The 15,286-nt window shown below is 32.6% G+C and carries 16 protein-coding genes; 12 read left to right on the plus strand and 4 right to left on the minus strand.

What is annotated here, in order from left to right; genetic code table 11:
• Window positions 1-2 precede the first annotated feature (2 nt).
• Entirely contained in the window at window positions 3-662 is a 660-nt protein-coding gene (locus BM053_RS06690; RefSeq protein WP_091475397.1) for a glycerophosphodiester phosphodiesterase, read from the plus strand.
• Window positions 662-1,879 carry a BaiN/RdsA family NAD(P)/FAD-dependent oxidoreductase gene (locus tag BM053_RS06695; protein ID WP_091475399.1) on the plus strand — a complete coding sequence of 406 codons (1,218 nt, stop codon included), beginning with the start codon at window positions 662-664 and terminating at the stop codon, window positions 1,877-1,879. Before BM053_RS06690 ends, BM053_RS06695 begins: the two co-directional genes overlap by 1 nt.
• Here the strand turns inward: BM053_RS06695 and BM053_RS06700 are convergent.
• Window positions 1,876-2,367: a TspO/MBR family protein gene (locus BM053_RS06700; protein ID WP_091475642.1), complete on the minus strand. Its 492-nt coding sequence runs from the start codon at window positions 2,365-2,367 to the stop codon at window positions 1,876-1,878. The two genes, BM053_RS06695 and BM053_RS06700, sit on opposite strands and share 4 nt — an antisense overlap.
• Window positions 2,368-2,464: 97 nt before the next feature.
• Between BM053_RS06700 and BM053_RS06705 the strand changes: the two genes are divergently transcribed.
• The 10 genes from BM053_RS06705 (at window position 2,465) to BM053_RS06750 (ending at window position 10,655) form a co-directional block, all read left to right on the plus strand.
• Entirely contained in the window at window positions 2,465-3,556 is a 1,092-nt protein-coding gene (locus tag BM053_RS06705) for a diphosphomevalonate decarboxylase (RefSeq protein WP_091475401.1), read from the plus strand.
• A 15-nt stretch (window positions 3,557-3,571) separates the two neighbouring features.
• On the plus strand, window positions 3,572-3,922 hold the full coding sequence (locus BM053_RS06710; protein ID WP_208600944.1) for a four helix bundle protein: 351 nt from the start codon (window positions 3,572-3,574) through the stop codon (window positions 3,920-3,922).
• A gap of 35 nt (window positions 3,923-3,957) precedes the next feature.
• The gene (locus BM053_RS06715) at window positions 3,958-4,896 is read left to right on the plus strand and encodes a mevalonate kinase family protein (protein WP_091475405.1); all 939 of its coding nucleotides are present in this window, start codon (window positions 3,958-3,960) and stop codon (window positions 4,894-4,896) included.
• 23 nt (window positions 4,897-4,919) lie between these two features.
• Window positions 4,920-5,837, plus strand: coding sequence for a geranylgeranylglycerol-phosphate geranylgeranyltransferase (locus BM053_RS06720; RefSeq protein WP_091475407.1), 918 nt, complete (start codon window positions 4,920-4,922; stop codon window positions 5,835-5,837).
• Window positions 5,838-6,072: 235 nt separating this feature from the next.
• Window positions 6,073-6,981 carry a pseudouridine synthase gene (locus BM053_RS06725; RefSeq protein ID WP_091475409.1) on the plus strand — a complete coding sequence of 303 codons (909 nt, stop codon included), beginning with the start codon at window positions 6,073-6,075 and terminating at the stop codon, window positions 6,979-6,981.
• Window positions 6,982-7,024: 43 nt separating this feature from the next.
• Window positions 7,025-7,387 (plus strand): nuclear transport factor 2 family protein, encoded by a 363-nt coding sequence (locus BM053_RS06730; RefSeq protein ID WP_091475412.1) that lies wholly within the window; start codon window positions 7,025-7,027, stop codon window positions 7,385-7,387.
• A gap of 331 nt (window positions 7,388-7,718) precedes the next feature.
• Window positions 7,719-8,426, plus strand: coding sequence for a hypothetical protein (locus tag BM053_RS06735; RefSeq protein WP_091475415.1), 708 nt, complete (start codon window positions 7,719-7,721; stop codon window positions 8,424-8,426).
• 12 nt (window positions 8,427-8,438) lie between these two features.
• The gene (locus tag BM053_RS06740) at window positions 8,439-9,404 is read left to right on the plus strand and encodes a hypothetical protein (RefSeq protein WP_091475417.1); all 966 of its coding nucleotides are present in this window, start codon (window positions 8,439-8,441) and stop codon (window positions 9,402-9,404) included.
• 209 nt (window positions 9,405-9,613) lie between these two features.
• Window positions 9,614-10,183 carry a dihydrofolate reductase family protein gene (locus tag BM053_RS06745; RefSeq protein WP_091475419.1) on the plus strand — a complete coding sequence of 190 codons (570 nt, stop codon included), beginning with the start codon at window positions 9,614-9,616 and terminating at the stop codon, window positions 10,181-10,183.
• Window positions 10,184-10,214: 31 nt separating this feature from the next.
• The gene (locus tag BM053_RS06750) at window positions 10,215-10,655 is read left to right on the plus strand and encodes an SRPBCC family protein (protein ID WP_091475421.1); all 441 of its coding nucleotides are present in this window, start codon (window positions 10,215-10,217) and stop codon (window positions 10,653-10,655) included.
• Between the two features lie 44 nt (window positions 10,656-10,699).
• Here BM053_RS06750 and accD read toward each other — a convergent pair whose 3' ends face one another.
• The 3 genes from accD to tamL form a co-directional block, all read right to left on the minus strand.
• Window positions 10,700-11,554, minus strand: coding sequence for an acetyl-CoA carboxylase, carboxyltransferase subunit beta (gene accD, locus BM053_RS06755; RefSeq protein WP_091475423.1), 855 nt, complete (start codon window positions 11,552-11,554; stop codon window positions 10,700-10,702).
• Between the two features lie 65 nt (window positions 11,555-11,619).
• On the minus strand, window positions 11,620-12,687 hold the full coding sequence (gene fbaA / locus BM053_RS06760) for a class II fructose-bisphosphate aldolase (RefSeq protein WP_091475425.1): 1,068 nt from the start codon (window positions 12,685-12,687) through the stop codon (window positions 11,620-11,622).
• Window positions 12,688-12,728: 41 nt separating this feature from the next.
• Window positions 12,729-15,263, minus strand: coding sequence for a translocation and assembly module lipoprotein TamL (tamL, locus tag BM053_RS06765; protein WP_091475428.1), 2,535 nt, complete (start codon window positions 15,261-15,263; stop codon window positions 12,729-12,731).
• Window positions 15,264-15,286: the final 23 nt, after the last annotated feature.

Consider the following 15,286-nt stretch of genomic DNA (forward strand, 5'->3'; position numbering starts at 1 on the left):
TTATGCTAAAAATAGGACATCGCGGAGCAAAAGGATATGTTGCCGAAAACACTTTGGCTTCTTTTCAAAAAGCAATAGAACTAAAAGTTGACGGAATCGAACTCGACGTACATTTAAGTTCCGACGGAGAAATTATGGTTATTCACGACGAAACTATCGATAGAACTACAAGCGGAAATGGTTTGGTAAAAAACTTCACTTCCTTAGAATTAAAGCAATTCGGAATTCCAACATTAACCGAAGTTTTAGATTTGATGAATCATCATTTTTTCGTGAATATCGAACTAAAAAGTAATGATTCAGTCGGAAAAGTAATAACTTTAATAGAAAAACAGGTTTCTGAAAAGAATTGGAATTACAATAGTTTTATGATTTCTAGTTTTCTTTGGACTGATTTAGAAGTTGTTTCACAAACAAATAATCAAATTAAAATAGGCGTTTTAACCGAAGACTCAATCGAAAAAGCATTAACTTTTGCTAGAGAAATTAAAGCATTTAGCATAAATCCATATTTTAAATTACTGAATTCTGAAAATGTAAAATTGATGCATAATGAAGGATTTCAAATTCATACTTGGACAGTAAATTCGCCAGAAGATATTACCTTTGCCAAATCATTGCATGTCGATGCAATAATTTCCGATTTTCCAGATAAAATATAATGAATTCAAAATACGATATAATTATAGTAGGCGGTGGTGCTGCAGGATTTTTTGCAGCCATAAATATTGTCGAAAATAACCCAAAAACTAAAGTTTGCATTCTCGAACGTGGACAAGAAGTGCTAACCAAAGTCAGGATTTCTGGTGGTGGTCGTTGTAATGTGACGCACGCTTGTTTTGTGCCAAATGATTTAGTCAAATTTTATCCTCGTGGTGAAAAAGAACTTCGTGGACCTTTTCATCAGTTTTGCTCTGGAGATACGATTGATTGGTTCGAAAAACACGGAGTCGAACTCAAAATTGAAGACGATGGACGCATGTTTCCTGTATCAAATTCATCACAAACCATAATCGATTGTTTTCTTGCAGCTACAAAAAAGCTAGGAATAGACGTATTGACGGGTCAAAGTGTACAATCTATTTTCAAAAGCGAAGATTATTGGAAAGTAGAAACCAATCACGAAACATTTGCTTGCAAAAAAATAATAATGACCACAGGAAGCAATCCTAAAATATGGGAAATGCTTCAAAACTTAGGACATTCAGTTGTCGAGCCCGTTCCGTCCTTATTTACTTTTAATATTAAAGATGCGAGAATTAAAGATTTAATGGGACTTTCGGCAGTAGCTTCAGTGAAAGTTAAAAATTCAAAGCTCGAAGCTTCCGGACCATTACTTATTACGCATTGGGGAATGTCTGGGCCAGGAATTTTAAGGCTTTCTGCTTGGGGAGCCAGAGAATTGGCTGACAAAAAATACCAGTTCGCCATTGTAGTTAATTGGTTAAATGATAAAACATTCGAAGAAACAGCAACAATTTTAAGAGAATTAAAACTCGAGCATTCCAAAAAAGCAGTTTCTAAAAAATCACCATTTGATTTGCCAAATAGATTGTGGGAAAGTATTGTTTTAGCTTCACAAATAGATGCAGAATCAAAATGGGCGGATTTGACGAAAAATCAACTTACTAATTTGACTAATCAACTCACAAATGCTGATTTTCAAGTGAATGGGAAAAGTACTTTCAAAGAAGAATTTGTAACGGCTGGTGGAATAGATTTAAAAGAAATAAATTTTAAAACTATGGAAAGTAAAGTCTTGCCAAGTCTCTATTTTGCTGGCGAAATTGTAAATATCGATGCAATTACTGGTGGATTCAATTTTCAAAATGCTTGGACAAGCGGGTTTATTGTAGCAAATTCAGTTCTTGAAAATTAAGAGTTTAAATACCAAATACTTCCGTTTAAAACAGTAGCAAAACTCACCCAAACTAAATAAGGTAAAAGTAATTTTGAAGCAAAATTATCTATTTTATTAAAAGCTTTTATGGTTTCAAAAATCATTAACCAAAGCAATGAAATTTCTATTAAAGCTAGGAAAGGATTGCATAATTTGAAGAATAAAATAGACCATAAAGCATTTAATAATAGTTGAATACCAAAAATGAACATTGCTTTTTTAATGATTTCTCTACTTCTTCTACTTTGACTTTTATTACTCCAAATAATAGCAAAACTATAACCCATTAGAATGTATAAAACTATCCAAACAGGAGCGAAAATCCAACTTGGTGGATGAAAAAAAGGTTTTTCTAAAGTCAAAAACCAACTGTCTACAGATGATTGCGTTGCTAAGCTAGACAAGAATCCAACTAATACGCAAACTGAAATTGAAATAATTATTTTGGTTAAATCTGCTTTTTTCAAGGGAGTTTGTTGATAAATTTTCATTACAAATTAATAATAAACTATTTTAAAAAACAAAGAATTGTTAAAAAAAGTATCTTTGCTTAAATTTTAAAATATGATTTTAGAAAAGAATTTTTTAATACAAAATCAACCGATTACGATAGATAATGGAAGCTTTCAATGGAGTGCACCCAGTAATATTGCCTTGGTAAAATATTGGGGAAAGAAAGAAAACCAGATTCCGGCGAATCCATCAATAAGTTTCACGTTGAATAATTGCAAAACAATTACAAAATTAGCTTTTGTTAAAAGGAATAATGATAGTGGTTTCTCATTCGATTTACTATTTGAAGGAAAACCAAAAGAAGATTTTAAACCTAAAATTCAAAAGTTTTTTGAAAGAATTGAAGTGTATTGTCCGTTTCTAAAAGAATTTCATTTCACGATTGATACTCAAAATACTTTTCCGCACAGCTCAGGAATCGCTTCGTCTGCATCAGGAATGGCGGCTTTGGCGATGAATATTATGAGTTTAGAAAAGGCTTTGAATCCTTCAATTACCGAAGAATATTTTTACCAGAAAGCCTCATTTTTGGCGCGTTTAGGTTCAGGAAGTGCGTGCCGAAGCGTAAAAGGCAGCGTTGTAGCTTGGGGAAATCATGTAGAAATTGCTGGAAGTTCAGATTTGTTTGGCGTTGAATTTCCATCAACAATTCATCAAGATTTCAAGAATTACCAAGATACAATTTTGTTGGTAGACAAAGGAGAAAAGCAAGTTTCGAGTACCGTTGGGCATGATTTGATGCACAATCACCCTTACGCTAACAGAAGATTTGAGCAAGCGCACGAAAACTTATCTAAAATAAAAACAGTTTTAGAAAACGGAAATCTAGATGAATTTATCAAAATTGTTGAAAGCGAAGCCTTGACTTTACACGCAATGATGATGACTTCGATGCCATATTTTATTCTGATGAAACCAAATACATTAGAAATCATTAATAAAATCTGGAAATTTAGAAACGAAAACAACATTCCGGTTTGTTTCACGTTAGACGCTGGAGCCAATGTTCATGTTTTGTATCCTGAAAATGTAAAAGAAAAAGTATTGCAATTTATTAAGGACGAATTAGTTGGCTATTGTCAAAATGGTCAGTACATTTGTGACGAAATTGGATTAGGGAGTCAATTGATAATGGATAATTAACAATTGATAATGAATATGGAGAAGAAAAATGTGATTAAAGAAAAATCTTTTGAATTTGCAGTAGAAATCGTTTATCTTTATAAAGTTTTGGTTGAAAAGAAAGAGTTTGTTTTGTCAAAACAAATACTCCGTTCAGGAACATCAATAGGAGCGAATATTAGAGAAGCTGAGCACGCTCAAAGTAAAGCAGATTTTATTCACAAATTATCAATCTCGTTGAAAGAAGCAAATGAAACAGAATATTGGTTAGATTTGTTGTTTGAAACTAAATATTTATCTGAAATTGAATTTCAAAATATAAAACATAAAATTGTTGAAATATTGAAAATACTAACAAGTATTATCAATACGTCAAAAAATAAATAATTATCAATTATTCATTGTCAATTATCAATTAATTTATGAAAGGACCATTATTTTACTCAAAAATATTACTTTTCGGAGAGTACGGAATTATTCGTGACTCGAAAGGATTGTCTATTCCTTATAATTTTTATAATGGCGCGCTAAAATCCGACGGAAATTCTTCGGTTGAAGCTGTAAAATCTAACGAAAATCTAAAAAGATTGGCTTCGCATTTAGCAACTTTACAAGAAGAACAACCAGAATTAGTAACCTTCAATTTAGACGGTTTAAATAGCGATATTCAAAATGGAATGTACTTTGATTCTAGTATTCCGCAAGGATACGGAGTAGGAAGTAGTGGCGCTTTAGTTGCAGCAATTTATGATAAATATGCTAATAATAAAATCACAGTTTTAGAAAATCTGACACGTGAAAAATTATTAATGCTTAAAAATATTTTTTCTCAAATGGAGAACTTTTTCCACGGAAAAAGCTCGGGTTTAGATCCTTTAAACAGCTATTTGAGTATTCCAATTCTAATAAATTCTAAAGATAATATTGAAGCAACAGGAATTCCTACCCAAAGTTTAGATGGAAAAGGAGCCGTTTTCTTGTTAGATTCAGGAATTGTTGGAGAAACAGCACCAATGGTAAATATTTTTATGGAAAGCTTAAAAGAAGAAGGCTTCCGAAAAATGCTAAAATCACAGTTTATAAAACATACCGATGCTTGTGTAGAAAATTTCTTAGGTGGTGACATCAAATCATTGTTTGCCAATACTAAAAAATTATCAAAAGTAGTTTTAAATAATTTTAAACCCATGATTCCAGAGCAGTTTCACGGACTTTGGCAACGCGGTATCGATTCTAATGATTACTACTTAAAACTTTGTGGTTCTGGCGGTGGTGGTTATATTTTAGGATTTACCCAAGACTTAGAAAAAGCAAAAGCATCACTAAAAGATTATAAATTGGAAGTAGTTTATCAGTTTTAAGACTTTACAACTTTCGACTTACAATGCTAACACGCAAATCAAAATTACTCTTAATCAAAATCTTCAGTTTGTTTTCTGTCGTGCGTGGTTATAATATTCCAGTAGTTTTTTTAGCACAATATTTATCCTCAATATTTATCCTTTCGCCCGAAAAAAGAGCACTCGATGTCATTTTAGATTGGCGTTTGTTTCTACTCGTTTTTGCATCAACGCTAACCATTGCGTCGGGTTATATCATCAATAATTTTTACGATTCCGAAAAAGATTTAATCAACCGACCTAACAAGACTAAGTTAGATAGATTGGTTAGTCAGCACACAAAATTACAAGTTTATTTCGTGCTAAATTTTCTCGCAACAGCACTCGCGCTTATCATTTCCTTTCGCGCAGCATTCTTTTTTGCAACTTATATTTTCCTAATTTGGTTCTATTCTCACAAACTGAAAAAATACCCAATTATTGGAAATATAACGGCTTCGTTACTCGCAGTCTTGCCTTTTTTTGGTATTTTATTGTATTTCAAAAATTTCTATCACGTAATTTTTGCACACGCCATGTTTCTTTTTTTACTCATTTTTATTCGCGAAATGGTCAAAGATTTAGAAAACATAAAAGGCGATATTGCAAACAATTACCAAACTATTCCGGTACGTTTCGGAGAGCGAATTTCCAAACAAGTCATCACAATTTTAACCATTTCGACGATTATTCCAGTTTATATATTGATTGAAAAATATGACGTAGGATATATGGATCTCTATTTTTATATCAGTCTAATCATTCTAATTTTCTTCTTGCTCAAACTCTGGAAATCCGAAACACAACCCGAATATGTACAACTTCATGTTGTGCTAAAAATCCTTATCGTTGCTGGCGTTTTTAGCATTATACTTATAAATCCTTCGGTTTTAATAAACGGAAAAGCATTGCTAAAACTATAATTTTTCAGGAGCTATTTCCAGCTTTACACTTCAATCTTTTGTTTTTTAAAGGAAAAAACAAAAGGATTTCCGTTACAAACGAAGTTCACGGAACTCAGATAAAAATAAAAAATAAGTGAAGTAATCTGGGCTAATAAGAAACTATCAACTCCCATTTTTCATTATCAAATAAAGAAACACTATCTTTGCAAACTTGCGGTCATAAGACCCAAGAGAAGAAGTAAATACAGAAGTTATGAATAATTCAGGAGGCAATAAAAAAGGAAGTGGCGCGAGACCAAACAGTACTCGTCCAAGTTCTAACAAGCCAAAACCAGCGATGGCAAAGCGTGCCCAAGGTCCAAAAAAAGTAAAACCTACAACAAAAGTTGAGGTAGTCGACCCAAATAAAGTAGAGAAAAAACCAAATCAAGCACCTAAAAGGCCAAAAGTAAAAGACGAAATACGTCTTAATAAATACATTTCTAATTCAGGAGCGTGTTCGCGTCGTGATGCCGATATTTACATACAATCAGGTAACGTAAAAGTAAACGGAATTCCGGTTATCGAAATGGGTTATATGGTAAAACCAGGTGATGTTGTAAATTTCGACGGATCGGTACTTACACCAGAAAAGAAAGAATATATCTTACTAAACAAACCTAAAAACTTTACCACTGCTTTCGACGAAGGTCAGGAAAATCGTAACGTTTTAGAACTGGTAAGAGGTTCTACAAATGCAAAAATTGCTGCCGTAGGAAGAATGGACAAAAATACAACTGGTTTGTTATTGTTTACAAATGATACGGATATGATTCGTAAATTTAGTTTGCCAAGTCAGAAATCATCAAAAATATACCAAGTTTCTTTAGATAAAAACTTAAAATTTGAAGATTTAGAAAAAATAAACAAAGGATTGGTAATAGATGGTCACCGTGTTTTTGTAGAAGACGTAAGCTACATAGAGAACGAACCTAAAAGCGAAATCGGCTTAAAACTAAAAACGTCAAACGTAAAAGTTGTTCGTGCTATTTTTGAAAGCTTCAAATACGATGTACTTCGTATAGACAGAGTTTCGTTTGCAGGATTAACTAAAAAGAATTTACCAAGAGGAAATTGGCGTTTCTTGACTGAACAAGAAATTATCAATTTAAAAAATACATAATTTTAAATCCCGAAACTCTCGGGATTTTTTTTACCTACATTTTATGACACCAGAACAATTACAATCTATAGCATTTCGTTGGTTTGAAACCTTCAATAACAAAGAACTGGAAAAATTATTGGCGCTTTATGATGATGAAGCGGAACATTTTAGCCCAAAATTAAAAATTCGTCAGCCAGAAACCAATGGTTTGGTTGTTGGTAAAGAAGCTATGAGAGCTTGGTGGCAAGACGCTTTCGACAGGTTGCCAAGTTTGCATTATAAAGTAAAATCGCTCACGGCAAATTCCGACAGGGTTTTTATGGAGTATATTCGTCAAGTCGCAAACGAAGACGATATGCTTGTGGCAGAAGTACTAGAAGTTAGAAACGGAAAAATTATTTCTTCTAGAGTTTATCACGGATAATTTTAGGTAATATCAAATTAATAAAAAAATCCTGTTTCATTGAAACAGGATTTTTTGTTTAAAATACTGAAGTAGTTGGGTTGTTTTTATATTGTGATAATTTGATAAAAAAATAATTTTTTATCACAAAAAACCAAACGCTCTTCACGACTTATAATTTAGTATATTTGAATATAAATGATTACAAAAAAACTAACACTATTCAGACCAATCCGTTGCTGCGCTTTTGGTAGCTTTGTCTGATTTTATAAGGTCTAGATACAAGTTATAAGCCGTTTTATAAAACGTTACAAACAAACAACTGATATTCAAAATATTAACAAAAATAATAATGAAAAATTTTTACGCAATCGCTGAAGAAGGTGTTGAACCTCACGAATTCGAAATTAAATTTTTCGGTGATAAAACTGAACATAAAGTGGTTTCTTTTGACAATAGTTATATAGACCTCAAAAAGGTATATAAACCTGCAAAAGATGAGGATTATGATGTACAATTTCGTGCTGCAATGTACCAAATTAAGCCAATTTATAAAGTTTCCTTTTTTCTTGATTATCAATTATCGCGCTATGAAGGAAATCAGTCAGAATTCTTAGCACAAATAAAATATGTAATTCTACCACGTACAAAAAATGGTAAACCAGCTTATGCGGAAATCATTGAAAAATGGATAGAATCAAAAGAAGAAAAACCAAATGTCGGAACTTATACAATTTCTACTGGCGATGTTCATGCGCCAATTCAAATTCAGCAAAACTCAAATCATTCTTCTCAAAAACAGATAATAACCTACAATTCTTCTGATGTAAAAGATTTTTTTTCAATCCTAAAAAATGATATCGAAAAACTTGATGCGTCAATAAGAGAAGATTTCGAAATGGAAATGAAATATGCTATAAAGCAACTAGAAAAAGAAAAAGATATTCAGCCACAACTTCTAAATATTGGGTCTCTTATTTCAAATGTTGGATTACCAATCTTCACTAGCTTAACATCTTCAGGGATTTTTGAAGTAATCAAACCATTACTAGGATTATAAAAAAAACGAAAAATGAATTTAAAAAGTGTAGTTGTTGAGCAACTTGATTGGAATGCAACATCAAAATCTTTAACTCTTGAGCCTGACAACAAAGGTCAACTATGGGTTGCATTTCCGACGGATTATGACGAACCTAGAAATAGTCCATTTTATTTTCAGCATCCCAAGTACGAAAAACAGTTCAATAATGGTTTTGCAAAATGTCAAGCAAGAAGAATTACTAAAAACAACTTCTTTGAAACAGATGGCATTTTCACATATAAAACTACTTGGAGGAATATTCCAACTGAAAGAAACAGTGTCAGTTATTACGCATTATATTTGCCCGAAAATGCAGTGCCTCAGGAAATCCATCTTCTTGATCCCTTTTCTCATGGAAGAGAATATAGAAGAACAGTATTTAAAGACCTGCAACAACCAAGATACATAGTTTATTTACAATGTGCTTCAAAGTATGGAGCATTCAGTTTTGACATTATTTGCAAATTCAGGAATGATAGTAATGGTTTTGCAGAAAGTTCATATAATGATGACTTTCAACAAGACTTTTATACACAGCCAGAAGAATGGAAGCATTTTTTAAATAATAGTGAACGAGAGAAAGTTGAACAATATTTTATCACAAACAATATGAGAGACCAATATAATATCAATCAAGCAGGAGCCGTTGGGCCAAATTCAAGTTCCAACAACAATATTTTTAATCAAACAACTTATTCATTACCAGACAACACTAATTATGAATTACTAGGTTCAGAGCTTTCGCAGTTAAAACAATCATTGATTGGAAGAGCATCTTTACCTGAGCACTATTTAGCAATTTCTGAAGTTGCAAATGCAGAGGAAGCAACAAAAATAAAAGATGGTAACAAAGTAGTTAAATCTCTTTTGACAGGAGGAAAATGGGTATTAGACGCAGCGACAAGCATTGGAACAAGCGTAGTTGCTGAAATTATCAATAAACAAATGCTTGGTTAAATCAGTAAATAAAAGAAAAACGGCTTATAACAGCGGTTTGGCAATATGGCGAGCTTGAGACTTAATTTAAAGTTGGTTTTGTACTTGCAAAGTTAGTCTTTAACCGAAAATTAAAGCTTACTTTTCCCAAACCTCGTGTAGCTGAGGGATGTCAGCGGTCATTGTAACGGACGACCCAAGTAAAACAGACAGACAACTAAAATTAGAATATGAGAAAAGTAATTGCAGCAATAAACATGACGCTTGATGGGTTTTGCGACCATACTGCTGGATTTTTTGCTGATGAGGAACTACATTTTCATTATGCTGACTTGTTGAATAATGCAGGAGTAATATTATATGGGCGGACAACTTACCAGCTCATGCAATTTTGGCAAACATTATTAAAAAATCCTTCTGACGAAAAATCAATGAATGACTTTGCAATTTCAATAGACAAAATTGAAAAACTTGTTTTCTCTAATACATTAAAAGACACAGGCTGGGAAACTGCAAAACTTGCAAGCAGAACACTTAACGAAGAAATTTTAGAACTAAAACAACAATCAGGGAAAGACATCTTTGTAGGAAGTCGAAGCTTGATTATTCAACTTTTAAACAGTAATCTTTTAGACGAATTTCAAATTTGTATTCATCCTGTCATAGAAGGAAAAGGACTGCCATTGTTTGACCAAATAAAGGACAGGACTGCTTTCAAATTAAAAAAGACAAAATCCTTAAAATCGGGTACAACAGTTTTTTACTATGAACCGACATCAGAAATAACAACGAACCGCTAACAGCAAGCATAGAAAAATAAACGCAATAGATATGAATTCACAATCTAATCTTGAAATTTTCAGCACTAGAATTTTAAACGCTCCAGTTGAGGAAGTTTACAAAGCTTTTGATGATCCATCTCGTTTAAAAAATTGGTGGGGACCAAATGGTTTCACAAACACAATTCATGAATTTGACTTAAAACCTGGCGGAAAATGGATTTTGACAATGCATGGGCCTGAAAAAGGTAATTATGAGAATTCTTCGGTCTTTAAAATTGTTAAGCCAAACGAATTTGTAAGTTGGAAAAGGATTTCGAAACCTTTATTTGATATGGAAATTGCGTTTGAAAAAATTGCTGATTCGAAAACTAAAATATCGTTTCGAATGATTTTCGAAACTGTTGAAGAATGCAACAAAATCCGACCGTTCGCCGAACCAAAAAATGAAGAAAATTTTGATAGGCTTGAAAAAGAAATTATGAAAACGTAATCAAATAAAAAAATCCTGTTTCAATTGAAACAGGATTTTTTTATTTATCTAACTTCGTTATTCAAAATTAAATCTAAGTATAAATTTATTTTGTCTTTCAGTTCTTTTCTTGGTGTAATAAAATCTAAGAAACCGTGTTCTAAGACAAATTCTGCAGTTTGAAATCCTTCTGGTAAATCTTTTCCAGTGGTATCTTTTACAACACGAGGACCTGCAAAACCAATTAAGGCTCCTGGTTCAGAAATATTTACATCACCTAACATAGCGTAAGAAGCGGTTGTTCCTCCAGTTGTTGGATCGGTACATAACGAGATGTACGGGATTTTTGCTTCGGCCAATTGTGCTAGTTTTGCTGAGGTTTTTGCTAATTGCATCAATGAATAAGCAGCTTCCATCATACGTGCTCCACCAGATTTAGAAATCATAACAAATGGAATGTTATTTTTGATAGAATGGTCTATTCCTCTCGCGATTTTTTCTCCTACAACAGCTCCCATCGAACCACCAATAAAGGCAAAATCCATGCAGCAAACCACTAAGTCACGTCCTTTCGATTTTCCAACAGCAGTACGAACTGCATCTTTTAGTTTTGTTTTGTGCATCACATCTACTAAACGATCAGCATATTTTTTAGTATCTACAAATCCTAGTGGATCTTTAGATGTCATATTAGCATCAAGCTCTGTAAATTCGTTATTGTCAAACAATATCTGAAAATATTCGGCGCTTCCTATACGAACATGAAAATCGTCTTCTGGACTTACCCAAAGGTTTCTCGCTAGCTCATCGGCATCAACAATTTTTCCCGTAGGTGATTTGTACCAAAGTCCTTTCGGTACATCCATTTTATCTTCGGTAGCCGTAGTAATTCCTTTTTCTTTTCTTTTAAACCAACTCATATTTTTAATGGATAATGGATAATTGACAATGAATAATTATTAACTGTCAATTATCAATTGTTAATTTATAATGTATTTACGTTATTCAAATCGGCAAAAGCCTGTTCTAATCTTGTATTGAAAGTTATTTCGCCTTCACGAAGCCATTTTCTTGGGTCGTAGTGTTTTTTGTTTGGAGATTCTGCTCCGTCTGGGCTTCCAATTTGGGTTTTTAAATAATCGATATTTTTTACCATATAATCACGAATTCCTTCGGTAAAAGCGAATTGTAAATCGGTATCAATATTCATTTTTATAACCCCATAATCTATTGCTTCTCTAATTTCTTCGAGTGTTGAACCTGAACCACCATGAAAAACAAAATCTACTGGATTTGCATCTGTATTGAATTTATTTTGAACATAATCTTGAGAGTTTTTCAAGATTTTTGGAGTTAGTTTTACATTTCCAGGTTTGTAAACACCGTGCACGTTTCCAAAAGCTGCTGCGATAGTAAAACGAGGAGAAATTTTCATTAGTTCTTCGTATGCGTAAGCTACTTCTTCAGGTTGTGTGTATAATTTAGAACTGTCTACGTCTGAGTTATCTACACCATCTTCTTCGCCACCAGTAATTCCTAATTCGATTTCTAAAGTCATTCCTATTTTGCTCATTCGAGCTAAATAAGCTTTACAAATTTCGATATTTTCTTCGATTGGTTCTTCAGACAAATCAATCATGTGAGAAGAATATAATGGTTTTCCTGTTTCGGCAAAATGTTTTTCAGAAGCATCAAGTAAACCATCTATCCAAGGTAATAGTTTTTTTGCGCAATGATCGGTATGAAGAATTACGGTTGCTCCATAAGCTTCCGCTAAAGTATGTATGTGTTTTGCACCGGCTATTCCGCCAGCTATTGCTGATTTTTCGTTTGCATTAGATAATCCTTTACCAGCATTAAATTGCGCTCCTCCATTAGAAAACTGAATGATTACGGGAGCATTTAGTTTCGCTGCGGTTTCAATTACACAATTTATAGTGTCTGAACCAACAACATTTACAGCGGGCAATGCAAACCCTTTTTGTTTGGCATAATTAAAAATTTCTTGAACCTGATCTCCTGTGGCTACGCCTGATTTTATATTATGCGCCATTTTTTTAATTTTTAAAGATTTACAAAATTACAAATTTACTTTTAGAACGGATAGTTTATACCAATATTTAGTACAGTTTTACTTAAATTTAATTCTTTAAACCATCTTTGGGTTTCTGGCTTTGCTGGATTATAGGTTTTGAAACCAAAGTCTAGTCGAAGCAAAAAGAATTTGAAATCATATCTAAATCCAAATCCTGTTCCTAAGGCTAAACTTTTTAGCGAAGAAATCCCAGAAAAAACTTTAGTTTCATCGGTTTCATTGTCTAAAACATTCCAAATATTACCACAATCGGCAAAAAGTGCTCCGTTTAAATTTCCAAATAACTTGGATCTAAATTCGGCATTTAGTGCAATTTTCATATTGGCTTCGTTAAAATCGTTTAATCCTCCAGAGCTTCCTGGGCCTAAACTATAAGATTGCCAAGCTCGATTGTCGTTAGATCCTCCGGCAAAATAACTTCTTGCAAAAGGAACTGATTTAGAATTTCCGTAAGGAACTGCTAGTCCAAAAAAGCTTCGTACGGCAAATATTTTCCCGTTTGTTAAATCCCAATTTTTTACATAATCGAATTCTCCTTTTAGGTATTGTGAATATTGTAATCCGAAAACATTTCTAGTTCCGTCACTATTTTTAGGTTCTTTAAGAAGGTTAGAAGTTAGTGAAAGTAAGTTTCCGGCACTTTCTAATTTTGCTCTAAAACTATAAAATTCTTTGTCAAAAAAATCAGATTTAGAATCTTTTGCATAACCAAAATTTGCTGCAAAAATTAAATTGTTTTCAGTGAGTCGGTCTTTTCTTTCTTTGATGCTTTTTATCGATTTATAATCATCAGTCAATGGTGTTAAAAGAGGATATTGATTGGCTAATACACTATTGATAAAGTTATCGGCACCACCATCTTCTTTAGTAAGGTCGATATCGTTATTGTTGTATATTTTTGCTAAACTATTTAATCGATTATAGGTCGAGCCGTAGACATTGAAATAATTGGCAATATTAATATTTTTTACATATTGAACGTTTACTAAATCGAACTTTGCGGTTGTGTTTTTCTTTGGTGTCCAATTATAATTTATGGCTGCAGTTAGATTCTCTTTATCTAAACCAATATTTGTTTGTTTTGCAAAACCAATACTAATAATGCTGGAAGGCAACATGCTTTTAGAAATAATTTTATCAGTTCCGAAGGGAAGAAAAATTCTAGGAAAAGTTAATCTCATATCAGCTCCGACTTCTGAGATATTAAAAAACCTGTTTTCTGCAATTGTTGGGTCGTTTGAAGAACCAATATTACCGTGAAATCCTATTTGTAATGTTTCGGCACCTCTAAAAAGATTACGAATAGAGACCGCCGAACCTCCCGTTATACCAAAAATCTGAATATTAGATCTCGTAAAATCGGCATTGGCATCAAAATGAAATTTTGTTTTTGAAGTCAAATAAATATTCGCTTTAAGTGTTTGCGTTATTGTGTCTTCAACATACACAATATTAGGATAATTAAAGACTTGTAAGTTGCTTAATGAACGCAATGTTAAGGTTCTCTTTTCATCATTATACAAACTGTCTTTTTGTATAAAAACAGCATCGGCAATGGCTTTTGGCCTGTATCTTAATTTGTTTGTGCTATAAAGATTAAAATTTTTATAAGTTGCACTATCTGCAATTTGTAATTTGTTTTTTGTGTCAATATCATTTGTAAAAATATTAACCTGACTGATGCGATATATTTTATAAGGTTTCGATTGAGTAGAATCGCCAATCTTGGTAACTTTATCAGTAATATTGATTTTTACAGGAGCTTTGTGATTTGGATTTAAAGTATCAACTTCAAAATAAACACTTTGTTGTTGGAAATAATACACACCATGATTTCTAAAATAATTAGTAATTCGAGAACGTTCGTTACTAAAGTTTTCTGCTTTGTATTGCTGCCCTTCTTTGATGTAAGATTTAGATTTAGAAAGCAAATACAACGAATCGAGTGCTGGTGTTTCAATTTCGCGCGAAATAGTATCTAAAAAAGTAGGTTCTCCAGTAGTTACAGTATAATTTATATCACCTCGTTTATTCTCTTGATAATTTGCAGTAAATTTAGCGTCGGCATCAAAAAAACCTTGGTTAAAATAATAAGCTTTCAATCGTTTTAATGATCGCTTTGCTTTCAATGTGTCAATAATTACAGGTGGTTCGCCAGTTCGTCTCAAAAAACTATGCCAGCCAGAATACCAAAAAGATTGTCCTAGTCTGTCAACCTGTTTTTTAGAAAGCCATTTTGATTGTCGTTTGTATTTTGCTGGATTTGCAATATATTTTGCTCTAAAAAGTGAGTCTGTATTGTTTTTAGAAAGATTGAACATATTCAACCGCAACTTATAGCCAAAAATTGAAGTATTGGGTTGCTGCACTAATTGTAAAACGATATCTTCTTTCGAATTTTTTTCTCCGTTTACCAAAATTTCATTTTTAAGCAGAAGGTGTTTATCATCAGGAACTTTTTTTACCACATTACACGCAGTAATAAGTGCCACAATTAGAATAAATAATGATATTTTTGTAGTAATATTGCTCAAACGATTCTGAAATTTAGTTCAAA

The sequence above is a fragment of the Flavobacterium swingsii genome (assembly GCF_900111965.1).
Taxonomy (GTDB): Bacteria; Bacteroidota; Bacteroidia; order Flavobacteriales; family Flavobacteriaceae; genus Flavobacterium; species Flavobacterium swingsii.

Coding starts and splice junctions, on each gene's coding strand:
- BM053_RS06690 (WP_091475397.1), top strand. CDS start 3: ATGCTAAAAATAGGACATCGCGGAGCAAAAGGATATGTTGCCGAAAAC.
- BM053_RS06695 (WP_091475399.1), top strand. CDS start 662: ATGAATTCAAAATACGATATAATTATAGTAGGCGGTGGTGCTGCAGGA.
- BM053_RS06705 (WP_091475401.1), top strand. CDS start 2,465: ATGATTTTAGAAAAGAATTTTTTAATACAAAATCAACCGATTACGATA.
- BM053_RS06710 (WP_208600944.1), top strand. CDS start 3,572: ATGGAGAAGAAAAATGTGATTAAAGAAAAATCTTTTGAATTTGCAGTA.
- BM053_RS06715 (WP_091475405.1), top strand. CDS start 3,958: ATGAAAGGACCATTATTTTACTCAAAAATATTACTTTTCGGAGAGTAC.
- BM053_RS06720 (WP_091475407.1), top strand. CDS start 4,920: ATGCTAACACGCAAATCAAAATTACTCTTAATCAAAATCTTCAGTTTG.
- BM053_RS06725 (WP_091475409.1), top strand. CDS start 6,073: ATGAATAATTCAGGAGGCAATAAAAAAGGAAGTGGCGCGAGACCAAAC.
- BM053_RS06730 (WP_091475412.1), top strand. CDS start 7,025: ATGACACCAGAACAATTACAATCTATAGCATTTCGTTGGTTTGAAACC.
- BM053_RS06735 (WP_091475415.1), top strand. CDS start 7,719: ATGAAAAATTTTTACGCAATCGCTGAAGAAGGTGTTGAACCTCACGAA.
- BM053_RS06740 (WP_091475417.1), top strand. CDS start 8,439: ATGAATTTAAAAAGTGTAGTTGTTGAGCAACTTGATTGGAATGCAACA.
- BM053_RS06745 (WP_091475419.1), top strand. CDS start 9,614: ATGAGAAAAGTAATTGCAGCAATAAACATGACGCTTGATGGGTTTTGC.
- BM053_RS06750 (WP_091475421.1), top strand. CDS start 10,215: ATGAATTCACAATCTAATCTTGAAATTTTCAGCACTAGAATTTTAAAC.
- accD (WP_091475423.1), bottom strand. CDS start 11,554: ATGAGTTGGTTTAAAAGAAAAGAAAAAGGAATTACTACGGCTACCGAA.
- fbaA (WP_091475425.1), bottom strand. CDS start 12,687: ATGGCGCATAATATAAAATCAGGCGTAGCCACAGGAGATCAGGTTCAA.